The sequence below is a fragment of the Corynebacterium sp. ACRPQ genome, from assembly GCF_022347225.1.
Taxonomy (GTDB): domain Bacteria; phylum Actinomycetota; class Actinomycetes; order Mycobacteriales; family Mycobacteriaceae; genus Corynebacterium; species Corynebacterium tuberculostearicum_D.
Genome location: NZ_JAKRNF010000006.1, coordinates 98,876 through 123,873 on the forward strand (window position 1 = coordinate 98,876; position 24,998 = coordinate 123,873).

25 protein-coding genes, 1 pseudogene and 1 riboswitch are annotated in these 24,998 nt (G+C 57.7%); of the genes and pseudogenes, 6 read left to right on the forward strand and 20 right to left on the reverse strand.

Annotation, left to right across the window (positions count from 1 at the left end; translation table 11 throughout):
- Position 1 precedes the first annotated feature (1 nt).
- Genes rpsC through rpsJ form a run of 8 tightly spaced genes read right to left on the reverse strand, consistent with a single transcriptional unit; the run spans position 2 to position 4,212 of the window.
- Entirely contained in the window at positions 2-745 is a 744-nt protein-coding gene (gene rpsC, locus MHY24_RS05420) for a 30S ribosomal protein S3 (protein WP_204610250.1), read from the reverse strand.
- Complete coding sequence (gene rplV, locus MHY24_RS05425; protein WP_005276938.1) at positions 745-1,107, reverse strand: 50S ribosomal protein L22; 363 nt, start codon at positions 1,105-1,107, stop codon at positions 745-747. The genes rpsC and rplV overlap by 1 nt, the downstream gene beginning before the upstream one ends.
- A 3-nt stretch (positions 1,108-1,110) precedes the next feature.
- Positions 1,111-1,389 carry a 30S ribosomal protein S19 gene (rpsS, locus tag MHY24_RS05430; RefSeq protein ID WP_005276936.1) on the reverse strand — a complete coding sequence of 93 codons (279 nt, stop codon included), beginning with the start codon at positions 1,387-1,389 and terminating at the stop codon, positions 1,111-1,113.
- 13 nt (positions 1,390-1,402) lie between these two features.
- A complete protein-coding gene (gene rplB / locus MHY24_RS05435) occupies positions 1,403-2,239 on the reverse strand; it encodes a 50S ribosomal protein L2 (RefSeq protein ID WP_204610252.1) in 837 nt (278 codons plus the stop codon).
- Positions 2,240-2,274: 35 nt separating this feature from the next.
- Positions 2,275-2,577: a 50S ribosomal protein L23 gene (gene rplW / locus MHY24_RS05440; protein ID WP_023020550.1), complete on the reverse strand. Its 303-nt coding sequence runs from the start codon at positions 2,575-2,577 to the stop codon at positions 2,275-2,277.
- The gene (gene rplD, locus MHY24_RS05445; protein ID WP_005322847.1) at positions 2,577-3,230 is read right to left on the reverse strand and encodes a 50S ribosomal protein L4; all 654 of its coding nucleotides are present in this window, start codon (positions 3,228-3,230) and stop codon (positions 2,577-2,579) included. Before rplD ends, rplW begins: the two co-directional genes overlap by 1 nt.
- Entirely contained in the window at positions 3,227-3,883 is a 657-nt protein-coding gene (gene rplC / locus MHY24_RS05450; protein ID WP_204610256.1) for a 50S ribosomal protein L3, read from the reverse strand. Before rplC ends, rplD begins: the two co-directional genes overlap by 4 nt.
- Positions 3,884-3,906: 23 nt before the next feature.
- On the reverse strand, positions 3,907-4,212 hold the full coding sequence (gene rpsJ / locus MHY24_RS05455; RefSeq protein ID WP_003848085.1) for a 30S ribosomal protein S10: 306 nt from the start codon (positions 4,210-4,212) through the stop codon (positions 3,907-3,909).
- A 719-nt stretch (positions 4,213-4,931) separates the two neighbouring features.
- Here rpsJ and MHY24_RS05460 point away from each other — a divergent pair.
- The 6 genes from MHY24_RS05460 to amaP are packed head-to-tail and all read left to right on the forward strand — an operon-like array spanning position 4,932 to position 8,053.
- Positions 4,932-5,411, forward strand: a complete 480-nt coding sequence (locus MHY24_RS05460) for an Asp23/Gls24 family envelope stress response protein (RefSeq protein ID WP_239228622.1) — start codon at positions 4,932-4,934, stop codon at positions 5,409-5,411.
- 5 nt (positions 5,412-5,416) lie between these two features.
- Complete coding sequence (locus tag MHY24_RS05465) at positions 5,417-5,764, forward strand: hypothetical protein (RefSeq protein WP_239228623.1); 348 nt, start codon at positions 5,417-5,419, stop codon at positions 5,762-5,764.
- A 2-nt stretch (positions 5,765-5,766) separates the two neighbouring features.
- Entirely contained in the window at positions 5,767-5,961 is a 195-nt protein-coding gene (locus MHY24_RS05470; protein ID WP_005322852.1) for a hypothetical protein, read from the forward strand.
- Complete coding sequence (locus tag MHY24_RS05475; RefSeq protein ID WP_239228624.1) at positions 5,961-6,926, forward strand: Asp23/Gls24 family envelope stress response protein; 966 nt, start codon at positions 5,961-5,963, stop codon at positions 6,924-6,926. The genes MHY24_RS05470 and MHY24_RS05475 overlap by 1 nt, the downstream gene beginning before the upstream one ends.
- Positions 6,919-7,485: a DUF6286 domain-containing protein gene (locus tag MHY24_RS05480; protein ID WP_239228625.1), complete on the forward strand. Its 567-nt coding sequence runs from the start codon at positions 6,919-6,921 to the stop codon at positions 7,483-7,485. The genes MHY24_RS05475 and MHY24_RS05480 overlap by 8 nt, the downstream gene beginning before the upstream one ends.
- Positions 7,478-8,053, forward strand: a complete 576-nt coding sequence (amaP, locus tag MHY24_RS05485; RefSeq protein ID WP_239228626.1) for an alkaline shock response membrane anchor protein AmaP — start codon at positions 7,478-7,480, stop codon at positions 8,051-8,053. The genes MHY24_RS05480 and amaP overlap by 8 nt, the downstream gene beginning before the upstream one ends.
- Here the strand turns inward: amaP and MHY24_RS05490 are convergent.
- The 12 genes and pseudogenes from MHY24_RS05490 to MHY24_RS05545 form a co-directional block, all read right to left on the reverse strand.
- The gene (locus MHY24_RS05490) at positions 8,042-8,740 is read right to left on the reverse strand and encodes a hypothetical protein (RefSeq protein ID WP_239228627.1); all 699 of its coding nucleotides are present in this window, start codon (positions 8,738-8,740) and stop codon (positions 8,042-8,044) included. The genes amaP and MHY24_RS05490 overlap by 12 nt on opposite strands.
- Before the next feature lie 173 nt (positions 8,741-8,913).
- A complete protein-coding gene (gene tuf, locus MHY24_RS05495) occupies positions 8,914-10,104 on the reverse strand; it encodes an elongation factor Tu (protein ID WP_239228628.1) in 1,191 nt (396 codons plus the stop codon).
- A gap of 392 nt (positions 10,105-10,496) precedes the next feature.
- Positions 10,497-12,626, reverse strand: coding sequence for an elongation factor G (gene fusA, locus MHY24_RS05500; protein WP_239194607.1), 2,130 nt, complete (start codon positions 12,624-12,626; stop codon positions 10,497-10,499).
- A 323-nt stretch (positions 12,627-12,949) separates the two neighbouring features.
- Entirely contained in the window at positions 12,950-13,417 is a 468-nt protein-coding gene (gene rpsG, locus MHY24_RS05505; protein ID WP_204610265.1) for a 30S ribosomal protein S7, read from the reverse strand.
- Between the two features lie 6 nt (positions 13,418-13,423).
- Complete coding sequence (gene rpsL / locus MHY24_RS05510; RefSeq protein WP_204610266.1) at positions 13,424-13,795, reverse strand: 30S ribosomal protein S12; 372 nt, start codon at positions 13,793-13,795, stop codon at positions 13,424-13,426.
- Between the two features lie 232 nt (positions 13,796-14,027).
- Positions 14,028-14,579: a hypothetical protein gene (locus tag MHY24_RS05515; RefSeq protein WP_239228629.1), complete on the reverse strand. Its 552-nt coding sequence runs from the start codon at positions 14,577-14,579 to the stop codon at positions 14,028-14,030.
- 26 nt (positions 14,580-14,605) lie between these two features.
- On the reverse strand, positions 14,606-15,376 hold the full coding sequence (locus tag MHY24_RS05520; RefSeq protein ID WP_239228630.1) for an energy-coupling factor transporter transmembrane component T: 771 nt from the start codon (positions 15,374-15,376) through the stop codon (positions 14,606-14,608).
- A complete protein-coding gene (locus tag MHY24_RS05525; protein WP_239228638.1) occupies positions 15,369-16,781 on the reverse strand; it encodes an ABC transporter ATP-binding protein in 1,413 nt (470 codons plus the stop codon). Before MHY24_RS05525 ends, MHY24_RS05520 begins: the two co-directional genes overlap by 8 nt.
- A 29-nt stretch (positions 16,782-16,810) precedes the next feature.
- A complete protein-coding gene (locus MHY24_RS05530) occupies positions 16,811-17,425 on the reverse strand; it encodes an ECF transporter S component (RefSeq protein ID WP_239228631.1) in 615 nt (204 codons plus the stop codon).
- Positions 17,415-17,556, reverse strand: a riboswitch (TPP riboswitch). It overlaps the preceding gene by 11 nt.
- Before the next feature lie 464 nt (positions 17,557-18,020).
- Complete coding sequence (locus MHY24_RS05535) at positions 18,021-22,856, reverse strand: YPDG domain-containing protein (RefSeq protein ID WP_239228632.1); 4,836 nt, start codon at positions 22,854-22,856, stop codon at positions 18,021-18,023.
- Between the two features lie 405 nt (positions 22,857-23,261).
- Positions 23,262-23,780: pseudogene (locus tag MHY24_RS05540) on the reverse strand (DNA-directed RNA polymerase subunit beta'); the annotation flags it as partial.
- An 85-nt stretch (positions 23,781-23,865) separates the two neighbouring features.
- Positions 23,866-24,998: YPDG domain-containing protein (locus MHY24_RS05545; RefSeq protein ID WP_239228633.1), on the reverse strand; the 1,133-nt coding region annotated here is incomplete at its 5' end.

Below are 24,998 nucleotides of genomic sequence, written 5' to 3' on the forward strand. Positions count from 1 at the left end.
ATTAGCCCTCCTGCTTCTGCTGTGCACGCTGGCGGCGCTGGCCACCGCGGCGGGAGCGACCATTGCGGTCACGGCCACGGCCCTGTGCCGGAGCGTTCAGTTCGGACTCGCGTACGCCACCGACGACGTCACCCTTGTAGATCCACACCTTGATGCCAATGCGGCCGAAGGTGGTGTGGGCCTCTGCGGTGCCGTAATCGATTTCGGCGCGAAGAGTGTGCAGCGGAACGCGACCCTCGTGGTAGCGCTCAACGCGGGACATTTCTGCACCGCCCAGGCGGCCGGACAGCAGGATCTTGATGCCCTTAACCTGTGGCTGGCGCATAGCGGACTGGATAGCCTTGCGCATTGCACGACGGAATGCGACACGGTTAACCAGCTGCTCCGCGATGGAGTGAGCAACCAGGGTTGCGTTTGCGTCTACCTGCTTGACCTCGAGGATGTTGAGGGCAACCATCTTGCCGGTGAGCTTTTCCAGCTCGCGGCGGATGCGGTCAGCCTCAGTACCGCGGCGGCCAATCACGATGCCCGGGCGGGCGGTGTGAATGTCGACGCGGACGCGGTCGCGGGTGCGCTCGATGACGACGTCGGCAATGCCGGCGCGTTCGAGGCCCTTGTTGAGGTAGTTACGAATCTTGATGTCTTCGGCTACGTAGTTCGCGTAGTCCTTATCGGCGAACCAGTGGGTCTTCCAGTCGGAAGTGATGCCCAAACGTAGGCCGTGAGGATGGATCTTCTGGCCCATTACTTGGCCCCTTCCTGCTGGCTTTCGACCACCACGGTGATGTGGCTGGTGCGCTTACGAATCATGAATGCACGACCCTGTGCACGTGGCTGGAAACGACGCATGGTCGGACCCTCGTTGGCATAAGCCTCGGAGATGACCAGGGTGCGTGGGTCGAGGCCGAAGTTGTTCTCAGCGTTAGCGGCTGCAGAAGCAACGACCTTGGCAACTGGCTTGGAAGCACCCTGCGGTGCGTACTTCAGGATAGCCAGGGCTTCGCTTACGGACTTGCCGCGGACCAGATCGAGCACGCGACGTGCCTTCATCGGGGTGACGCGGACGTAGCGGGCCGTGGCGGATGCGGAGGTGATGGTCTCACTCATCGCTTATCGACGTCCCTTCTTGTCATCCTTGACGTGACCCTTAAAGGTCTTGGTTGGTGCAAACTCGCCCAGCTTGTGGCCGACCATGGAATCCTCGATGAAAACCGGCACGTGCTTGCGGCCGTCATGGACGGCGAAGGTGTGACCGATGAAATCGGGGAGAATGGTCGAGCGGCGAGACCAGGTCTTGATGACCTGCTTGGTGCCTGCATCGTTCTGAGCATCCACCTTGTTGAGGAGGTGCTCATCGACGAACGGGCCCTTCTTAAGGCTGCGTGGCATTGTTTACCTCCTCTTAGCGCTTCTTGTTCGGGCGACGACGGCGCACGATCATGTTGTTGGAGTAACGGTTCGGGTTGCGGGTGCGACCCTCCTTGTGGCCCCATGGGGACACAGGGTGGCGACCACCCGAGGTCTTACCCTCACCACCACCGTGTGGGTGGTCAACCGGGTTCATAACGACACCGCGGACGGTCGGGCGTACGCCCTTCCAGCGCATACGGCCGGCCTTGCCCCAGCGGATGTTCATCTGCTCGGCGTTGCCAACCTCACCAACGGTGGCGCGGCAGCGGATGTCCACACGGCGGATTTCGGAAGACGGCATACGCAGAACTGCGTACTTGCCTTCCTTACCCAGCAGCTGGATGGAAGCACCAGCGGAGCGGGCCAGCTTAGCGCCAGCGCCCGGCTTAAGCTCAACAGCGTGGATGATGGAACCGGTCGGGATGTTACGCAGAGGCAGGTTGTTGCCAACCTTGATATCTGCGTTGGGGCCGGACTCTACGATGGTGCCCTGCTTCAGGCCCTTCGGGGCGATGATGTAGCGCTTCTCGCCATCAACGTAGTGAAGCAGTGCAATGTTTGCGGTGCGGTTCGGGTCGTACTCGATGTGAGCGACCTTTGCCGGAATGCCGTCCTTGTCGTTACGACGGAAGTCGATCAGACGGTAACGGCGCTTGTGGCCACCGCCGATGTGGCGGGTGGTGATGCGGCCGTAGTTGTTACGGCCACCAGTCTTGCTCAGCGGGCGCAGCAGGGACTTCTCCGGAGTAGAACGAGTGATCTCGTCAAACTCAGAAACGGAGGATGCGCGGCGACCCGGAGTTGTCGGCTTGTACTTACGAATAGCCATAATTCTTCCTTTTCCTTTCGGCTCTCCGGTGGCGCTTAAGCGCCGCCGCCGAAGACGTCGATGGAGTCGCTGCCTTCACGGAGCGTCACGTATGCACGCTTGGTGGACTTACGCTGGCCGTAACCGGTGCGGGTGCGCTTACGCTTACCTGCACGGTTCACGGTGTTCACGGAGTCGACCTTAACGTCAAAGATCTGCTCTACGGCATCTTTAATCTGGGACTTGTTGGAGTCCGTGGAGACGTAGAACGTGTAGACGTTCTGCTCCATCAGACCGTAGGACTTCTCGGATACAACCGGGGCGATGATGATATCGCGTGGGTTAGAAATCTTAGCCATTAGTTCTCCTCCTTATCCGCGCCGGTTGCGCGGTTGATGAAGGTGTGTAGCGCCTCAACGGAGAACACAACGTCATCGGAGTAGAGAACGTCGTAGGTGTTGAGCTGGCCAGCGTCCAGGATCTGGACGTTAGGCAGGTTATTAGCGCTACGACGAGCATTGATGTCCTCGCGGCCGATGACCAGCAGCACGTTCTTGCGCTCGGTCAGGGACTCGAGGAAGGCCTTGGCCGACTTGGTGGACGGCTTCTGGCCCGGTACGAGCTCTTCGATGACGTGGATGCGCTCGTTGCGAGCACGGTCAGACAGTGCACCGAAGAGAGCAGCCTTGATCATCTTCTTAGGGGTGCGCTGTGCGTAGTCGCGGGGCTGTGGGCCATGGACGGTGCCGCCACCGGTGTAGTGCGGTGCGCGGATAGAGCCCTGGCGTGCACGGCCGGTGCCCTTCTGACGGAAAGGCTTGCGACCACCACCGCGGACGTCGCCGCGGGTCTTGGTTGCGTGGGTGCCCTGGCGTGCAGCAGCAAGCTGAGCGTTAACAACCTGGTGCATCAAAGCAATGGATGCCTCGGTGTCAAAGATTTCAGCTGGCAGGTCTACAGAGCCGTTGGTCTTACCCTCGGAAGTGTGGACGTCTAGCTTGAGGTTGCTCATGCGTGTGCACCGCCCTTCACTGCGGTCTTAACGGTGACGAGGCCGCCGCGCGCACCAGGGATAGCACCCTTGATGAGCAGCAGGTTGGACTCGGCATCGATCTTCTGAATCTTCAGGTTCTGGGTGGTCACGCGGTCGTGGCCCATACGGCCAGCCATGCGCTTGCCCTTGAAGACGCGGCCCGGAGTAGCAGCTCCGCCGATGCCGCCAACGCGGCGGTGAGCGGCCTGGTTACCGTGAGCTGCGCCCTGGCCTGCAAAGCCGTGGCGCTTCATGCCACCAGCGTAACCGTGGCCCTTGGTCTTGCCGGTGACGTCAACGAAGGAGATACCCTCGAAGATGTCAACCTTGACCTCTTGGCCAACCTCGTAGGCAGAGGTGTCGTCCATGCGGATTTCCGCAACGTGACGGCGCGGGGTTACGCCAGCCTTCTTGAAGTGACCACCAACCGGCTTGTTTGCCTTGCGTGGGTCGATTTCGCCAAAGGCGATCTGGATGGCGCTGTAGCCATCGGTTTCGGGGGTGCGAATCTGGGTGACAACGCATGGCCCTGCCTCGACGACGGTAACCGGCACAACGCGGTTGTCCTCGTCGAAGACCTGGGTCATGCCGAGCTTCTTGCCCAGAATGCCCTTGATCTCGTTTTCACTCATTATTTGTTCTCCACCAAAGTCGCTTACTGGATGTTCACGTCGACGCTTGCCGGAAGATCGATGCGCATAAGAGCATCAACGGTCTTCGGGGTTGGGTCGAGAATGTCGATCAGGCGCTTGTGAGTGCGCATCTCGAAGTGCTCGCGAGAGTCCTTGTACTTGTGCGGAGAACGAATAACTGCGTATACGTTCTTCTCGGTTGGGAGCGGCACTGGGCCAACTACACGAGCACCGGTACGGGTAACGGTCTCGACGATCTTCTTTGCAGAAGCGTCGATAGCCTCGTGGTCATAGGCCTTCAGCCGAATGCGGATTTTTTGTCCCGCCACGCTTATCCTCTTCCTCGCTTCCCCACTTTCACATTCCCGGCGTTTCCGGGGCGTGAAGCGGTGGGAAATTGCTTCTCGATTTCTCTATAACGTTGTCCGGGCTTGGGGCCTGACACAACGCCAGTGGTCTGACTGTCATGACGACCAAGAGTTGCGGTACATGGCAAGTGCCAGAACGCAGTGCTCTCGACGGGGTACAAGACCCGTAGTCAAAGTATTGTGAAGAGGACGGTTTTCACGCATTACACGTGGAGAGTGTCCAATTCGTCTACTGCCGCTGTTTATTTGCCATGCCCCTTCTCCGGTCCATCTTCTCGGGGTGTCACTGCTCTAACGCGGACCTAGCCCGATTGGATGACCTTCCAGTCAATGCTTCAGGTTTCCCTGAACCATGGCGACAACGAAGGTGTCATGTTCGCTTTACCAGCTCAGCGTCTCCCCGAGACTCACGCTTGGCGACGTCCGCCGCCATCACCGAACCTCGGTTCTCGCTGCCCTGTTAAAGCAACCTATGTATTTAAGCACGTTGGGCTGCAGTTTTTCAAACCGCACATGAAACCGTGCCAAAAATCACGTTTTGGAAAATTTTGTTGTCCCGCACCCCACGATTGCCGGAGAAGTATCTAAGCTCGGAGGCAATGGCCTCGGACAATTTGTCCTGCCTAGATATCTAAATATCGCGTTCATGCACCATCCTACAAAGAAAGGCGCAATCGCCCATGTCTGAGAACAAGACTCCTGCACAAAACACCGAAAATCAGGTTCCTGCCTCCGAGGAGCGCGAGGTCAATAACAACCTGGAAACCCAGTACGGCACCACCACCATCGATGATGTCGTGGTCTCCAAGATTGCCGGCATCGCTGCCCGCGAGGTCTCCGGCGTGGATTCCCTGGGTGGCGGCGGAGCCCGCATGATCGGCAATATCCGCGAGTCCTTCGGTGCTTCTGAGGACGTCCGCCAGGGTGTGGACGTAGAGGTAGCGGACGGCACCGCTCGCATCGAGATTGCCATCACCGCTGAGTACGGCGTAGCTATCCACGAGCTTGCCGAGGCCATCCGCCGCAACATCATGAATGCGGTAGAGCGCATGACCGGCCTGAGCGTCGAGCGCGTCAACGTTGTTGTTCACGACGTTAAGCTGCCGAAGGAAGAGTCCGAGGCTGAGGACCAGGCTGCTTTGAACCAGGGTCAGGCTTAAGCCCAATGCCTGAGCCCCGAGCACGTTTCGAGCTCGAGGTAAGCCACGCCCGCGCTATTGCAGAGGCAGTCCAGAAGGTACGCGGCGTCGCCGCGCTCGACGGCGGTTCGTTCGGTTCGGTGAGTTTGTACCTACCGGGCGAACGCATCGTCGGCATGCGTCGGCCCGACCCGCGCGGTGATCGCCACCTGCAGATCAACATTCGCGTTGATATCAGCGCCGCGCCGGACCTGTATGCCTTGGCAGAAGAAATTCGGTCCGCCGCCCGTGGGGCTTGTCCCGAACTGCAGCGCATCGACGTTGAGTTTTCTGACGCCGTAGATGGCTTATCCGCTGCTCCATCGAAGGAATAGATATGAAGAATTACACCACTTTGGGCATCATTTCCGGCCTTATTCTTGCCTTCTTTTTGTACCTAGGCTGGGGTCCTACTTTGCTCGCCGTACTCCTTGCCGCAATCGGCGGCATTGTGGGAGCACACTTTGATGGCCGTATCGATCTCACTTCTGTGTGGAATGGCCTCATTGGTAAGGAGAAAGGCCAAGGTTAATGACAGATAGTTCCACTCAGGGCCACACGCGTATCTCGCTGCGGACCATGGAACGCATCGTTACCGCCGCGATTGCTAGCGTGCCCGGCACCAAGGCTATAGAGGCCAAGCTAGCGGGCATCGGCGGCCGCGGTTTTCCACGGGTCTCGGTCCAAATGGACTCGGAGCGCGAGGTAGCGGCCGTCAACGCCACCATTGGCGTAGTGTGGCCTTCGCCGGTCACCACGGTGGCGGAACATACTCGTGCCGCCATCTCGGAGGCCATCGCGGCACACACCGGTTATTCCACAACTCGCGTCAATGTCACCGTCGGCGGTTCCGTTCCGGGCAATCGAGTAACTTCCGCAGAGGTGGAGCAGCGCCAGGTCGCTGCTGCCGTCGCGCCACGCATCACGCCCTCGCCGGTATGGCAGCCGGTCACTGCAAAGTCGGTGAATGTACGCAGCATTGCCACACCGCAGGAGGCACCGGTGCGCACCATCGCTGCGCCGGCTAATGGCGTCGCAGTGCAGTCCGTGGACACCCCGCGCGAGACCGAGGTACGCAACATTTCCACTGACCTCCCAGACCACCAGCTGCGTGAGATTTCGTCCCCAAGCGACCACACGGTACGGCCGATTAGGGAACCCAAGCCGGTTCGCGTGCACAGCGTGGCTACGCCTCGCCCAGCCAGGTTGATCCCTAGTGGGCAGGTTCGTCCACTGGCACGGAAAGTTCAGGTAGCAGTCCCTCGGCCGCAGCCGCTGCGCGAGATTGAAATTCGGCACGAGTGGACTCCGCGCCGGGTCGAGGCCCCCAAGTCTGCCCCTGCGCGCACGGTAAAGGCCCCGCGGCCACAACCGCTCAAGAGCATTGAGGTCACGCCAGCAAATCCTCGGCCGTCGCACGTCGATGCGCCACGACCCGAGCCCTTGCGCGCCATTTCCATTAACCCGTATCGCCCACAAGGAGGCAATAATGGCTGATCAGCACATGCCTGAACACTTTGGGCAGCAGCCGAAGGCGTCTCCGGCGGCGCGTACTTGGGCCGTAATCCTTGGGCTCCTACTGCTCGCCGCGGGCGTCATCGGCGTGCGCGAGACGTGGCTGGTGGGTTCCGGCTCCGATGCCCAGTCCTGGGTACAGCCGGTGCTTAATCTCATTGCTACTGAAGAGCTGCAGACCTGGATGATCTGGGCCGGCGTTGCCTCCATCGTCGTAGGCCTGATTTTCCTCTTCGCGGCAGTGAAGACGCGCCGCACCACGCACATGCAGCTTGCCTCCGATACCGCGTCCATGTGGATGCGGCCGGTGGATATCGCTCGCCTCTCTTCGGCCACTGCTCGCCGTGTTCCGGGCGTGGCCTCCGCACAGACCTCCGCGGATAGCAAGGCTGCCAAGGTCACCGTCAATGGCGATACCGAGGATGCAGAGTTGCAGGGCCGGGTGGAGACCGCGGTAACGCGCTGCCTGGCTCATCTCAAGAACCCGCCGCAGGTCACCGTAGCTGTAGAGAAGATTCCGGAGTTGGATAACAATGTCTAGAAAACTTGCTACCTTTGACCGTATCCTGCTGGGCCTGCTGGGAATCATCCTCATCGCTTTGGGCGTGTGGCCTATCTTGATCCACTTCAATGTGGAATTTGCCAAGTACTTAGCCCTGTGGGTGGACCACGATACGTGGAAGAGCCTGGCGGACAATGATTGGTGGGTGTGGGCGCTAGCCGGCGGCTCCGCACTGCTACTTATTCTGGGGCTGTGGATTGTGGTGGCCAATCTGCGCCACCGCCGCTTCAATAACGTGGAGTCCGCTTCTTCCAATGACAAGGGCTCTATCACGACGTCGATGAACGCTATCGCCGGCGCCGTGGCCCAAGATTTGGATGGAGTCAAAGGCGTGGACCATGTAGAGCGCCTCGTGGCCTATGACCGCGCGCGGCCCACGCTGCAGTACACGGTGACGGCAAATCCGGACACCCCGGTGGAGCGCCTTACCGGTGCGGTTGAAACCAATGAGCGCGATTTCCGCGCAGCGTTTCCCGACGCCGATTTGGACACCATCTACAAGCTGCAGTTCAGCAAGGTAGGTCCGATGAAGGACCTATCCGAATAGCGGGTTCGGAGTCTCCGCCACCAAGATCTCCTGAACGGCCCCAAGGCGGGCCGACTCGCCGCCCCCGAGGATCATTTCTAGTTCCTCGCCGGGGCGGCATTTTTCTATGCGCTGCCAAGAGTAGTCTTGGCGAGTTACGCGGCGATTTTCCTTAGCAAATAGGTGCAGCCCATGATCGAGCACACCGATGGCCGCTGCGAAGCGAAGAATAAAGACGAAATCACCCAAATCCTGCCGCTTCAGGCCATTAAGGTCTGGGCACTCGGCACTCAACCGCATAAGGCTTGAGACCACGCCAAAGCGGTGTTCAAAGCCCTCGGTATCCCGAATGGTAAATGGGCGGCCAGGGCCCGTGGGGCGAATGGACTCATAGGCCCACACCACGGGCTGGGTGTCGGGGCGGCGCACGATGATGCGGGTAGGGGTGGCGGTGATGCGGTAGGTGGGGGCGTCGGCAAGCACGAGCCATTCCCCCGCCGCAATGCGGCCGCCCTCTAAGGGAAGCAAGGGCGGGTGCACGCCCGCCTGGCGCTCCAATTCCGCAACGAGTTCGGCGTCGGTGGCGCCCCAGCCAATGCCTTGATTGGCCAGCATGGCAAAGAAAGTGGGAAGGCTCAGATCGGGTTGGCCCTCCCAGGCGCGGCGGAGGGACTCGAGGGTGGGGTCGATGCGGGTGGGATCATCCATATCCCTACAGACTATACCGGTCCAAAGCTACCGGGCCCATCGCAGCCCAGAAGAATCGTACGGACGGCAGCAACACCATATGGGGCGAGCGTGAAATATAGATCAAAAAATCCGCGCCACCCGAAGGTGGAGCGGACTCTTTAAAGCTCTACTGAGCGGTTACGGGTTATCGATTACTCGATAACCTTGGTAACGCGGCCAGCGCCGACGGTGCGGGAGCCCTCGCGGATAGCGAAGCGCAAGCCCTCGTCCATAGCGACCGGCTGGATGAGCTCAACGGACATCTCAACGTTGTCGCCAGGCATAACCATCTCGGTGCCCTCTGGCAGGTTAACAACACCGGTAACGTCAGTGGTACGGAAGTAGAACTGCGGACGGTAGTTGTTCATGAACGGGGTGTGGCGGCCGCCCTCGTCCTTCTTCAGGACGTAGACGGAACCCTCGAACTTGGTGTGCGGGGTATAAGCGCCCGGCTTGATTACAACCTGGCCACGCTCAACGTCCTCACGCTTGGTACCACGCAGAAGCAGACCACAGTTGTCGCCAGCCTCGGTGTAGTCCATCATCTTGCGGAACATCTCGATACCGGTAACGGTGGTGTTCTGGGACTTGTCCTGGATACCGATGATCTCAACGTCCTCGTTGACTTCCAGACGGCCACGCTCAACACGGCCGGTAACCACGGTACCGCGGCCGGTAATGGTGAAGATGTCCTCGATAGGCATCAGGAACGGCTGGTCGGTAGCGCGCTGCGGATCTGGGATGGAGTTGTCGCAAGCTTCCATCAGGTCAACAACGGACTGTACCCACTTCTCATCGCCCTCAAGAGCCTTCAAAGCGGAAATGTGGGTGATAGGAGCTTCCTCATCGTAGTCCTGCTCTGCGAGCAGCTCACGGATCTCCATCTCAACGAGCTCGATGATTTCCTCATCATCAACCATGTCGCACTTGTTCAGCGCAACGAGGATGTAAGGAACGCCAACCTGGCGAGCAAGCAGAACGTGCTCGCGGGTCTGCGGCATCGGGCCATCGGTTGCAGCAACAACCAAGATAGCGCCGTCCATCTGAGCAGCGCCGGTAATCATGTTCTTGATGTAGTCGGCGTGGCCCGGAGCGTCAACGTGTGCGTAGTGGCGCTTCGGGGTGGAGTACTCAACGTGGGAGATGTTGATGGTAATACCGCGCTCCTTCTCCTCGGGAGCCTTGTCGATCATGTCGAACGCGAATGCCTCGTTCTCCTCAGGGTACTGGTCAGCCAGAACCTTGGTGATCGCTGCGGTGGTGGTGGTCTTGCCGTGGTCGACGTGTCCGATGGTGCCGATGTTCACATGCGGCTTCGTACGCTCGAACTTCTCCTTTGCCACTGTATGTCCTCCTGGACTATATGGTGGCTACGACCTTCGCAGCCACGTGGTTGACAGTTGTCATTGGCACCCGACCCACAGTCAGTGGGGCAAAGCGCTAATGACGCTTTCTTTACGTGCCAGTTACACGATCCTAGATTTATGTCGCGGTTTTTTCAAACCGCCATTATAGGAGGTAACCCCGCGAAAAATCGCGGCCATTTCCCTCGACAAGAATCTTTCTAAAAGGATCCTGGGAGGGTAACGGCCGGCTCAATTCACAACTTAGGAGCCTAAGCTGCAAACTCAGCCCGCCGCTACCCTGGCCCAGTTGTCCCGCCCCGCGGCGGGTCTGGCATCTACTGGCGAAGACTACCAGCCCGACTAAACCGCGGAAGAGACGGGGCTAGCGCTTAGTTAGCGCCGCCGGTGCGCTCCTCGATGATCTCCTGTGCCACGGAGGAAGGAACCTCTGCGTAGGAATCGAAGACCATGGTGAAGTTTGCGCGGCCTGCGGTGGAGGAACGCAGGTCACCGATATAACCGAACATCTCGGACAGCGGCACCTTAGCCTTAACGACCTTCGCACCGGAGCGGTCTTCCATAGCGAAGACCTGGCCACGGCGGGAGGAGATGTCACCGTTAACGGTACCCATGTACTCCTCAGGGGTAACGACCTCAACGGCCATCATTGGCTCCAGCAGAACCGGCTTAGCCTTGGCCATAGCTTCCTTGAATACCTGGGAGCCGGCCAGCTTGAAGGCCATCTCGGAGGAGTCGACGTCGTGGTACTGGCCGTCTTCCAGGGTGGCCTTGATGTTGACCATCGGGAAGCCTGCCAGGAAGCCGTACTGCATAGCGTCCTGGATACCAGCGTCGACGGAAGGAATGTATTCCTTCGGAACGCGGCCACCGGTAACGGCATTCTCGAATGCGTAGGTTGCGGACTCGCCCTCTTCCAGGGTCTCTGGGTCCGGGTTGTACGGCTCGATGGTGCAGATAACCTTTGCGAACTGGCCGGAACCACCGGTCTGCTTCTTGTGGGTGTATTCCATGGACTCAACCTTCTTGCGGATGGTCTCACGGTATGCAACCTGCGGGTTACCGATGTTTGCTTCGACCTTGAACTCGCGCTTCATGCGGTCAACCAGGACATCGAGGTGGAGCTCACCCATGCCGCCGATAACGGTCTGGCCGGTCTCTTCATCCAGTTCAACGGTGAAGGTTGGGTCCTCAGCAGCAAGCTTCTGAATGGCGTTACCCAGCTTCTCCTGGTCAGCCTTGGTCTTTGGCTCAATGGAAACCTTGATAACCGGATCCGGGAAGTCCATGGACTCGAGGATGATCTGGTCATCCTTATCACACAGGGTGTCACCGGTGGTGGTCTCCTTCAAACCAACAACTGCGTAGATGTTGCCGGCGTCTGCCTGCTCAACAGGGTTCTCCTTGTTGGCGTGCATCTGGAAGAGCTTACCGATGCGCTCCTTCTTGCCCTTGGTGGAGTTCATAACCTCGGTACCCGGGGTGACCTGGCCGGAGTAGACGCGGATGAAGTTCAGCTGGCCGAAGAACGGGTGAGCTGCAATCTTGAAGGACAGTGCGGAGAAGGAAGACTCCACGGAAGGCTTACGGGTGAGCTGGTTGTCCTCGTTGCCGACCTCGTGGCCGATAACCTCGCCAACGTCCAGCGGGTTAGGCAGGAAGTCAACAACAGCGTCGAGCAGCGGCTGCACGCCCTTGTTGCGGTAAGCGGTACCGCAGTAAACCGGGTAAATCTCGGAGTTGATGGTCAGCTTACGGATGCCGGCCTTGAGCTCGTCAATGGTCAGCTCCTCGCCGCCGAAGTACTTCTCCATGAGTTCTTCGTCGGACTCAGCAACGGTCTCGACCAACTTCTCGCGGTACTCAGCCGCCTTGTCCTTGAGGTCCTCAGGGATATCTTCAACAACAGGCTCTGCACCGGTCTCGACCTTGCCGCGCCAGGTCAATGCCTGCATGTTCAGCAGATCAACGATGCCGTCGAAGTCATCTTCAGCACCAATAGGCAGCTGCATTACCAGCGGCTTAGCGCCCAGGCGGTCCTCAATGGTGGAGACGGTGTAGTAGAAGTCTGCGCCCAGCTTGTCCATCTTGTTGACGAAGCAGATACGCGGAACGTCGTACTTAGCAGCCTGACGCCACACCTGCTCGGACTGCGGCTCCACACCTTCCTTACCGTCGAAGACTGCGACGGCGCCATCAAGGACACGCAGGGAACGCTCAACCTCAACGGTGAAGTCAACGTGACCCGGGGTGTCAATGATGTTGATCTGGTTGTTGTTCCAGAAGCAGGTCACGGCAGCGGAGGTAATGGTGATGCCGCGTTCCTTCTCCTGTGCCATCCAGTCAGTGGTGGAAGCACCGTCGTGGGTCTCGCCCACCTTACGATTGATACCGGTATAGAAGAGAATACGCTCGGTGGTGGTCGTCTTACCAGCATCGATGTGGGCCATGATGCCGATGTTGCGGACCTTGTTCAGGTCCTTAAGCACTTCTTGTGCCACGTTTATACCCCAACTTAATAATCGTCGACGCCGTGACCAGGTTTCTGGCTATGACGCCTGCATGGATAATGTCATGTATATTTTTGCCACTATTTGGCCGTCCTCGGAGCAGCCTGCCCCTAGACTTCCATCGCTTCAGTGTACTGGACACTCCACGATGCCGCTGGACTGGGCAGGGATACCGCTCAGAGATCACACCCATTAGGGCAAAAAATGGCCCAAGCAAGAGATATGGAGTTTTGTGTTGCCGCGGCGGGAAAACTGCCGACAGCCAGCGCGAAACTTGTTTCTCGTTGCTTGGGCCATTGATGTGGGTGCTGAAATTACCAGCGATAGTGGGCGAAGGCGCGGTTGGCCTCTGCCATCTTGTGAGTATCCTCACGACGCTTAACGGAAGCGCCGAGGCCGTTGGAGGCATCCAGGATCTCGTTTGCGAGACGCTCAATCATGGAGTTCTCGCGACGCTGGCGGGTGAAGGTCACCATCCAGCGCAGTGCCAGGGTGGTAGCACGGTCAGGGCGAACCTCAACCGGCACCTGGTAGGTAGCGCCACCGACACGGCGGGAGCGAACCTCGAGGTCTGGGCGGATATTGCCCAGTGCCTTCTCCAGGGTGCCAACCGGATCGGTACCGGTCTTCTCGCGGCAAGCCTCGAGAGCGCCGTAGACGATGCGCTCTGCGGTGGACTTCTTGCCGTCCTGGAGGATCTTGTTGACGAGCATGGTTACCTGCTCGGAGTTGTATACCGGGTCCTTGACTACAGGACGCTTCGGAGCAGCATTCTTACGCATTGTTTATTACTGTCCCTTCTTTGCGCCGTAACGGGAACGTGCCTGCTTACGGTCCTTGACACCCTGGGTATCCAGAGCGCCGCGGACGATCTTGTAACGAACACCAGGAAGGTCCTTCACACGGCCGCCGCGAACGAGGACCATGGAGTGCTCCTGCAGGTTGTGGCCCTCACCCGGAATGTAGGCGGAAACCTCAATACCGGTGGTCAGGCGAACACGAGCAACCTTACGCAGTGCTGAGTTCGGCTTCTTAGGAGTGGTGGTGTACACGCGGGTGCATACACCGCGACGCTGCGGGGAACCCTTCAGCGCAGCAGTAGACACCTCAGAACGCTTGCTGTGGCGGCCCTTGCGGACCAGCTGCTGAATAGTTGGCATTTAACAGTCTTTCTGTCGAATCGCACCGAAGCCAAAAGAAAGAAACCAAACATGCAAAAATAGGCGCTCTTTCCCGGGGCGCTGCCGCATGTCCAGAACTCTTTCCAAGGTTGGTGCCTTGTTAAGGATCAGACTCTTCACCGCGCGCCAAGATGGCACGCGTAGTGAACTGAGGTTTAGAGTAGCAAACCGATCGCGCTTGATACAAAACGCAACCAGGTCCTTCCTCCTGCTAGGACCATTCCCATACTAAATCCGCCTCAGCAGCCTTGGTAGCAAAGTAGTCCTTTTCCTGTGCTTCCCAGGTTTCAAACCACTGCTCATAGTCGGGCTCGCGGGCGGTGGCGCGTTCGCGGCGTAGGTCGCGGGGGCCGTCGATAAGCACGCTTACTACCGCCCCCCTCTCCTTTGCTGCTGCGATATTGGCCCGGGTTACCGAGCCCACGCCTTCGACAATAAGGTCATCGCGCACGTCCAGACTAGCCCAGTCTCCAGGGGCGTCTGCCTCCCAATCCCAGCGCCAATAGCCGGGGTTCATGGTGCGCAACACCTGCTCTGCCACCATGTCAGAGCCCTTGTCCAACCCGTGCCAGCCGGGATAGAACTCATCGAGGTGCACTACCCGCCAATTGGTGCGCTCGGCCAGCGCGGCGGAAGTCCAGGTTTTTCCGGCGCCCGAAGGGCCGTCGATAAGTACGGTCACTGGCTTGAAGGCACGCTTTCTGGCTGCCGCCAGCTTGACGACGTCCTCTAAAAGGCGCTCTAGTTGGCTATCAAAGTCCATGGTCGCTCAATCACTGCTTTCGCGGTTTATAGGCCGAAGAATCTCCAGGCCCCAGTGAGTACCGAAACTACCACCGGTACGAAAGCGAAGACAGTACCTAGGGCCATAATCCACCCATCGCGGGCCCGCAGGCGGGACTCGCGCGCCCATGTCCGTGCCCCTCCTCCAGGTGGAGTACGACCAAATCCGCGCGCCTCCATAGCCGTGGCCAACTTGCCACCGCGGCGCAGCGCGATGACCAAAAGCCCGAAGGACATAGTAAGCAGATGCTTCAGCTTGCCGACGTCCGTCAGCCCCCTCGCCCTGCGCGCCATACCCAACGACTGCCAGTCAGATTGAAAGAGCGTCATCATACGCACGCCGGCGACCGCACCGATGACAAAACGCGACGGGAGCTTCAAAATCTGCGATAGCGCATCCCCCAACTCCGTCGGGTCGATATCGCGGGCTAAGACCACCATGGGCAGCGCCACAGCAAAAACACGCAGCGTAATGGCGATCGCTAGGGTAAGCGAGTTCTCGGTGACCTGCACCAGCCACCAACTGAAATACTCTTTACCACCTGGCTCGCCGTACATCAGCATGGAAATACCGGAAATTGGCGCAATGAGAAACAAGAACCACCCGGATTTAAAAAGCCGCACCCACGACACTCCGCAGAGCGGGGCGAAGGTCAGCGTCAACGCCAGCGACACCGCAGCCGAAACCCAGTCAATGGAGGCCAATAGTGGGGTAACCCAGATAAACATCAAAAAGATGCGGCTTAGCGGGTTAGCTCCGCGCAAAAGATTAGGCACCGCGCACCTCCACTCGGTGATCCCCCAAGGCCTGGATAAATAGCGCGTCATGGGTAATGGAGGCGATGGTGGTGCCATCATCTGCCAATTGCCGCAGCAAGCGCACCAGCTCCACAAAGGTCTGGGGGTCTTGCCCAAAGGTGGGCTCATCCAAGAGCAGCACCGACGGCGCGGTCACCAAGGCAGTGGCCACCGACAGGCGCCGTTTCTCGCCGCCTGAAAGCGTAAACGGGTTGGCCTCCAAGAGATGCTCCAGCCGCAGTGATTCCACAAGCTGCGCAATCCTCTCCTCCGGCGGGTCCACGCGCATCACCTTGGGCGCGACCCGCAGTTCCTCGGCCACCGTCCGGGCGACAAATTGGTGCTCCGGATTCTGGAAGACAAAGCCAATGCGGTCCGCTAGCTCGCGCGATTTCCAGCGCAGCGGCGGCCCCTTGACCCCGCGACGCACGAAATCAGCCACCCCAATCTCACCTGATTCAGCCGGCAGCAACCCGGCCATGGTCATCAACCAGGTGGACTTACCCGCGCCATTCGGCCCGGTAATGACCGTAGATGCTCCCGCCAGCAGCGCAATCGTGCGCGGCGGACCATAGCGGGTGACGAGGTCCGTACTCCACAGCGCGGCGTCGCGCTGCGCTAGCTCGGCCTCACTCAGGCATCGCGCCTGCGGCAGACCGGAGACCTGGCGTCGCTGGGCCACCTCCGCGAAGGGGCCATCGGAGACTATGCGCCCATGGTCCAACTCCACCGCGCGTTCGAGCACGCCTTTCCATGCCGCGTGCTGGTGTTCTACCACCACGAGCGTCGCGCCGGTTTCCTCCACCAACGCGGACACGGCGCGCACCACATCTCGCGCACCCTCGGGGTCTAAGTTGGCCGTGGGCTCATCCAGCAGCACCACCCCTGCACCCATCGCAATGACGCCGGCCAACGCCAAACGCTGCTTTTGACCACCAGAAAGCCTCTCGGTGGGGAAATCCAGCGGTACAAAAGGACCCACCAACTCCTTGGCAGCCGCTACTCGACGCCAAATTTCCTCACGCGGGTAAGTCAGGTTCTCGCAGCCAAAGGCAATGTCATCTCCCACACGCGCGGAGATCACCTGCGAGTCTGGGTCCTGGAGCACCAGCCCCACCGGGATGGAGCGCCCCGGTTCCTCCACCAGGCCGGTGGAGTCTTCAAGAAGAATCTCGCCCGTGCGAGTTCCCTCCTCATCGGAGCCGAGCACTCCAGCCATCGCGGCCAGCAAAGTGGACTTACCCGATCCCGAGTCACCGCACAGCAGCACCCGCTCGCCTGGCTCAATGACCAAGTCAATATCGGTCAAGGCCGGCTGCTTTCGTCCCGCATGGGTCCACCCAAAGCCACGGGCGGTTATCTTGGTGGCGTTTCCCGCCAGCATTGAAAAATCAGACACCGAAACAACTCGCCCTAAGCGCGTTGCTCACGGCCTGCGGCAAAGCGATCCAAGGCGCCGGTCTTAGCCAACGCCTTGACCACAAAATAGCCCAACGCACCGGCCAAAATGGCACCGGAAACGCTCAGCGTGGCCAGATAGATAATCTTGAACTCAAAGCTTCGCGCCAAGTTGCCGGAGAGAAATAGCTCCAGAACAAAAGCACCCCAACCGGCAGCCATGCCGGCCAAGATAGATACTCCCAGACCAAACCTACGGTAGAGGAAAATGGCCAGGATGATCTCCACACCAATGCCTTGCGCGAGGCCAGAGTACAGGGTGCTAATGCCCCACTGGGAGCCCAACACCGCAGAAACGGTTGCGGCAAGAACCTCCACATAGACAGCCGCACCTGGCTTGCGAATAATCAGGCCACCAAGCACGCCACCGATAAGCCAAATACCCGTAGCAATACCCCCCAGGCCCGGTGTTACGGCATCCATGGCCTCAAACCAGGCATAGCCCACCGCATTCCACCCCAGGAACACAAAGCCACAAGCTACACCCAAAACGGATGCCACCACAATATCGACCACGCGCCAGTTCAAGCTGCGCTTCGGGGCAGCGGACACACTTGTATTAGTAGTCAAAATTTCCTCCCTCTCGCCGGCATTACCCGGATCAGGTTCTACGGTTCGCCACAACTTCTGTGGCATCTCAGCCTCTACCCCGCTCAACAACGTCATTGTCAGCGCAGGCAAAAGCACCCGTGAATTGTGCAATTATCAAACCTCAGTCACGAGCCATACAGACGTATGTGCATTCCTGACCAAAAGCTGTATTCATCCTAGCAAGTCCCAACACCCCTACCCCTTACTACCACCCGGCACGCAGCATATGGCTCAGCCACATCATCGAGACATGTCTACCTACCCAGCACCGAACGAGCACTTTCCCCGCAGCGCGGCCCAGATGCTCACCACCCTCGACCCAAGCCGCCCAAAACAATGAAACCCTGCGGAGCGCCAACAAACGCCACGCAGGGTCACGATCTGAGGTCAATTGCCCAGCCAAAATCACCAGCGCAATCAGTTATCAGACGTAAGAAAACGATAGGCCGTTAGCACCAGCAATCCCTACGGACTGTACTGGGCTAACGGCCAATACCGTTCCCTAATCGGTGGGAAGATTACGCCCTTCCCGTGGCGCGGAAGTGCAAGACTCTAAACGGTCCCGCACTCACGATTACTTGGAGGAGCTGGAAGAGCTGGAGGAACCAACGCCCGGAGCACAGGAGTTGATAAGCAATCCCAGTGCCAGTGCGCCAGCCGCAGCCAGAGCAATTCCGCCACCAATGCGGCCAGCCTCTGGGCTAACCTTCTTCAGCATCAGGTCAATCTGGCTAGCCTGCTTTGCCAGCGGGCCGTTGTAGATACCCAGCTGCTTCTGCAGCGCGGTGTTTTGCTGTGCCAGCTGACGGTTGATGCCATCAATCTGTGCAGAGACCTGCTTTACCAGCGGGGAGAAGCCCGGGATATTCATCTGGGAAGCCAGACCAATCGGCAGCAGGAACAACAGCGGCAAGCCAAGGCCTGCAGCAGCCGGTGCACAGCGCTCCCAATCAACGTTGGAAGAACCATCCAGGATGCTGGAGCCATCAGTAATGCTGGAACCAGATTCATCCTTCTCCTCGATGGCGATTTCAACAGTGTCAATCACATTGTCCTCAGGATCCTTAACCTCAACAACAATCTTGTCGCCAGGCTTAGCATCCTCATTCGGCTTCACAGTGATTTTGCCGTTGTCGTCAATCTCAGCGGTACCCGGACCGTCAGTTACCTCAACGGTAGTGCCAGGCTTAACGTCACCGGAATTAGGATCCTTGTCAATCTCTACGGACTCACCCGGAGTCGTCTTAGCGTCATTCCAATCCGGACTATTCGTGTCTGGCTTTTCGACGAGGTCCGCAATGCCGTTTTCGTTCTTATCGGTAACACCAGTATCGCCAAGGCCGTCTCCGTCCTTGTCCTCAACCGAGCCCTCCGGAACCTCAGACTCATCCTTGTTGGACTTGTCATCACCGTCGGTGTCCTCGTCACCGTCCTTGGTGCCGTCACCATCGGTGTCCGGGTTCAGCGGATCAAGGCCAGCTTCCTTCTCATCATCGTTGGATACACCGTCGCCATCTGCGTCGGGGTCCTCAGAGTTGATGATGCCGTCGCCATCCTTGTCACCCTTCGGGCCGTCCTCATCATCCTTGTCGATGATGTCCGGGATGCCATCGCCATCAGAGTCCTTGGACTCATCAACGGTCGGGTCAGACTCGTCCTTGTTGGACTTGCCATCGCCATCAGCATCTTCGTCGCCGTCCTCGACACCGTTGTCGTCGGAGTCCTTGTCGTAAGGATCGGTACCAGCAGCCTTCTCGTCAGAGTTGTTGACGCCATCGTCATCGATATCCGGGTCAACAGCATCCGGGATGCCATCCTTATCGGTGTCGTTGGTCAGCGGGCCATCAGTGATGTCAGCCTCGCCGTCCTCCGGATCCTTATCGGTAACACCGGTATCGCCAAGGCCGTCTTCGTCCTTGTCCTCAACCGAGCCCTCCGGAACCTCAGACTCATCCTTGTTCTTCTTACCGTCACCGTCGGTGTCCTCGTCACCATCATTGATGCCGTCACCATCGGTATCCGGATTCAGCGGATCAAGGCCAGCTTCCTTCTCATCATCATTGGACACACCGTCGCCGTCAGCATCCGGGTCCTCAGAGTTCTTGATTCCGTCGCCATCCTTGTCGCCCTCCGGGCCGTCTTCGTTATCGCGATCGACGATGTCCGGGATGCCGTCCTTGTCCCTATCGGTGATCTCATCCTTGTCCGGATCAGACTCATCCTTATTCTTGATGCCGTCACCGTCGGTGTCCTCGTCACCATCGTTGATGCCATCACCATCGGTATCCGGGTTCTTAGGATCGGTACCGGCAGCCTTCTCGTCAGAGTTATTGACGCCGTCACCGTCAATATCCGGATCCTGGGAATCCGGGATACCGTCACCATCGGTGTCCGGATCCTCAATCATGCGCTCGGTTACGGTTAGCTTGAACTCATCCGTATCATCTTTGCCATCCAGGGATGCCTTTACCTCAACGTCATAAGAAGTCAGCTCAGCATCTTCGGGCACCTCGCCCTCGATCGTCTTGGTCTCCGGGTTGTACTTCAGGAACTCAGGAAGGCCAGTAGCAGAAACCCCAGATCCATCGGTGGACTTAACCGGGATGGAAACCTTCTCACCACGCTGAACCTTGGTATCCGGAATAGCGTCTACGTCGACATTCGTATCACCTTCGTCAGCACGCTTTACCGTGATGACCTTCTCATCCTTGGCAACTTCCTTGCCATCCTTATCGGTGATAGTCACCGTGACCGTAACGTCACGTTCCTGTTCGTCATCGCCCCAGTCATCAAGCTTGTCCGGGGTACCGGAAACCTTACCCGTATCTGGATCAACCGTCAGACCATCAGGCAGATCTTCTACAGAAACCTTGCCGCCTTCAGGAATATTCTTGGCCGTATCGAACGGATCCGTCTTCTCACCTTCAACGACAGCCTGCGGATCGGTGTTCACCGATGCATTTTCCACGCCAGGCACCAGCGGCGTTGCCGGAATTGAGCCCTCGTCCTTCGGGTTGGAGCCCTTCTCATTCTCTTCCTTATCGGAGATGCCGTCGTTGTCGTCGTCATCATCCTTGGAATCTGGGGTGCCGTCACCATCAGTATCCAGCTCGAACTTCGCGTTAGCGTTGTCCTTCGAGCCATCCGGGTAGGTCACCTCGACCGGAACTTCAATCTCCTCGGCAGAATCCTTGTCAAGCTCCTTTGGGTCAACCTCAACGGTGACATTACCGGTGTTCTCGTCTACATTGACGGTGTAACCATCTGGAGCCTCAAAGGAACCTGGTTTGGCGAACTTGGAACCCTCAGGAGCATCGACGGACTCATCCGTCGGCTGACCGTTTTCGTCTTCCTTCTTGAACTCAGGATTGGACGTAGCCGGAGTGCCCGGAACCACCATCTCATCGCCGTAGACCGGCTCGACCGCTTTCGCGGTTTCCTCTTCCTTCTTTTCCCCAAACTTTACGTCTGCAGTGTCTTTGGAGCCATCCGGATAGGTGACAATGACAGGAACCGAAATCTGGTCTTCGTCCTCACCAGGCAGAGTTGGGATGGTCACGATACCAGTATCAGGGTCGATCGTCGGATATACAGGATTCTCTTCATCGCCGCCAACGATCGGCGCATCTGGCCCAATCTCAAACTTAGTACCGTCTGGCATCTCAGCCGGCTCGTCGCTTACAGCTCCGTCAGCCTCTTCTTTCTTAAAGGAAGGCTTGTCGGACTGTACTCCGTCCGTGTCGGGATCGTTATCGGTTACAACCTCTTCATAACCAGGTTCGATCTTCGCTGCAGTATCCGCAGAAACCATAAACGAGTCACGCGCCATTGGCTGGCCATTTACATACAGCGTAGCGGTGTAAATTTCGCCATCTTTTGCGTCGTTGGGGACGGTCAAGGATGCGTTTGCAGCATCCGAAAGCTGTGCAATTGGAGTTCCCTTATAGTCTCCAGGCTTTACACCTTCCTGAACGGCACCAGAGTTGTCTACTACTTCGCCCGCCTTGTTAGTCCAAACAATCTTGTTCTCAGCAGTGGCTAGGCTTCCGTCCAGCTCAATGTTCGCAGTATTGCCATGCTTCGCAGGGTTCTTTTCCAGATCGTAATTTACGATATCCAACTGCGTGTTGTGTACGGGCTCTAGAGCAAAGTTGACATTTGAAATAGCTCCAGCCCACCCACGGTTCGGAATGAGCTGAGGCGTCCAGTTCTTACTATTTGTCTTTCCAAAGGCGGGTGTCATCCAAGATGAATAGCCTTGCACAGGACGCCCCTGAGGATCCTCAACCCACATGTATACGGATTCCTTAGTGAAATCCTCACCCATGTCGATATTGTAGAAACCTTCTGCATCTGTAGTTCCAACAAAGGTCTTGCCCAAGTAATTGGAGTTCTCTTGGATCAGACGCTTGGTTTCACTGGAGCGTTCGTTATACGGAAGAGAGTCTACCTTTGCGAGTGCTTGCTTACCCTCGTTAGTTAGCGTTGTCAGGTACACCTTGTACCCCTCGGCAGGAGCATCTCCTCTACCGTTATAAGCTGGGCCTGTAACTGAATTTGCGTTATCCGCGTTCTCAAAAGCCTCAAGCCAAACGCGGCCACTGTAGGACTTAGAATCAGTGTAATCACCTTGGTGCTTACCGGTCCCGCCATCAATAACTTCACTGGCCTTCAGAGGGTTATCCTCAGCCGGGACAGTCTCCGCAAGCCAAAGATTAACTTTTTGCATGTTGGTGCCGATGAGCGGAAATTGTCCAGTGTTTTCAGCGGTCACAGAGTTAATAAACGCCCCTAAGCCGCCGACTCCGCGCAGCTGCTGAACGGGGTATCCGGAGACAGGGTGAGTATTTAGGTCTGTCCACACCCTGTAGTACTGCCCAGACGTTGCGTTGTATACATGCTTGCCGCCGTTTGCGTCCTTGTATCCTTCGCGCAAATCGAAGGTGTACGACGCAGGACCACCGTTACCTGCGGCTTCGCCTACCTGAGGCCCCTGATCAATGCTGTCATGCGTTTTAGCTTTGTAGACAGGGGATACCGAACCATCCTTGTCCATCCATTGCATGTACACATTAGTACCTGCCGGAACCGGCACATTAGCGCCGCCATAGCCCGAAGTAATCGTACCCTTTCCGGCAAAGTAAACATTACCCGACAGAGTGTTCTTCGCGTTAGTCATGTCTGTAGGACTGTTGACATATCCATTATGGATTGCGTCAGCTTCAATGGTTTTAGCCTCGTTGAAGCTGCCGATTGCGTCAGCGGACGCGTTTTGCGCCTGGGCAACCGGAACAGTCGACGTGGGAACCACTGCATGAACAAACGGCCCCACGAGAGCTACAGAGAGAGCAGCGGCAGCGATAGTGGTGCCGCGACGGCGAGTTACGCCGTTAAAACTCTTCATTTTCATGAAAAGTCCTTCCTTATAAAAAATTAGGGAACATCAGAGAACAGGAGTATGCCCTTCACTCTTTGTTTGGGCTTACGCACAACTGACTTTTAGCTGATTCCCGACTGTTCTCAACCTGTAACCTTAGTGAAATTAGCTGGCCAGCACAACTTATAGTGGCAATTAAATCTATTGCTATCAGTGGTTAGCGTTGTCCAACTTTCACAGCTGGAAGATCTGCCTAGTCAGAGACCCTTTGTAATTTCACCTAACTTAAATACGTGATAGCTCAGCTAAATATTATTCTTGGAATTCAATACATCTTCTCTTAGCTGTCTGCGATTTTTCGCATGAAAAAAGCGTGTCTGGGATCCAGACACGCTTTATTTTGTGCAACATTTACGGCGTTGCTGCCATCGCTTCTACCTAAAAGGTGAAGTCCTCATCCAGCGGGACGGAGGCACCGGTGAACTCACCAAAGCCGTCATCGCCGTAGATGGAATCGCCGTAAGTCGGAATCGAGTATGCAGCGTTGCGTGCAGCCTCGGTCGGCTTGACGGAGATATTGCGGTAGCGGGAAATACCGGTACCGGCAGGGATGAGCTTACCGATGATGACGTTCTCCTTGAGGCCGATGAGCTTATCGGAGCGCTTGTTAATAGCGGCGTCGGTAAGCACGCGAGTGGTCTCCTGGAAGGATGCAGCGGACAGCCAGGACTCAGTAGCCAAGGCAGCCTTGGTAATACCCATGATCTCCGAGCGCAGCTGAGCCGGCTCGCCGCCCTCTGCAACCTGGGCAGCGTTGAGCTGCTTAGCCTCAGAGAGGTCGATGAGGTTACCCGGCAGCAGATCCGTGGTACCCGCATCGATGACGGTGCCGCGGCGCAGCATCTGGCGGATGATGATCTCGATGTGCTTATCGTGAATAGCCAGACCCCGGCTCCGGCAGCATCTCATTCCCTAGTAGACGGGAAGCTAACGCCCTCCCCTTGGCGCGGAAGTGTGGGGCCAAGGCCCCACACGGAACCGATTACTTAGAGGAGCTGGAAGAGCTGGAGGAACCAGCGCCCGGAGCACAGGAGTTGATAAGCAATCCCAGTGCCAGTGCGCCAGCCGCAGCCAGAGCAACTCCGCCACCAATGCGGCCAGCCTCTGGGCTAACCTTCTTCAGCATCAGGTCAATCTGGCTAGCCTGCTTTGCCAGCGGGCCATTGAAGATACCCAGCTGCTTTTGCAGCTGAACATTCTTCTGACCCAGCTGACGGTTGATGCCATCAATCTGTGCAGAGACCTGCTTTACCAGCGGGGAGAAGCCCGGGATATTCATCTGGGAAGCCAGACCAATCGGCAGCAGGAACAGCAGCGGCAAGCCAAGGCCTGCAGCAGCCGGAGCACAGCGCTCCCAATCAACGTTGGAAGAACCATCCAGGATGCTGGAGCCATCAGTAATGCTGGAACCAGACTCATCCTTCTCTTCGATGGCGATTTCAACAGTGTCAATCACCTTGCCCTCAGGATCCTTAACCTCAACAACAATCTTGTCGCCAGGCTTAGCATCCTCATTCGGCTTCACAGTGATCTTGCCGTCTTCATCAATCTCAGCGGTACCCGGACCGTCAGTTACCTCAACGGTAGTGCCAGGCTTAACGTCACCGGAATTAGAATCCTTGTCAATTTCAACTGGCTCATCCGGAGTCGTCTTGGAATCTTTCCAATCCGGCTCGTTCGTGTCCGGATCGTCGACAGTGACAGTCACATCAACGGTGTCCGTAGAACCATCCGGGTGGGTCACATCAACCGGAACAGTAATCTCGTCACCCGGCTTAGCATCCTCCGAAACCGGAACAGTAACCTCACCAGTAGACGGATCAACCGTCACACCATCCGGAGCACCCTCACCAGGAGTGAACTTAGTATCCTCCGGCACCTCGGTGTCATTACCGTCCTCGTCCTTAATGGTCGGAGCCGGAACCGTCACATCCTCACCCGGCTTACCAGAACCATCCCCATACTCAGGCTGGAACTTATCCGGATCGTCGACAGTGACAGTCACATCAACGGTGTCCGTAGAACCATCCGGGTGGGTCACATCAACCGGAACAGTAATCTCGTCACCCGGCTTAGCATCCTCCGAAACCGGAACAGTAACCTCACCAGTAGTAA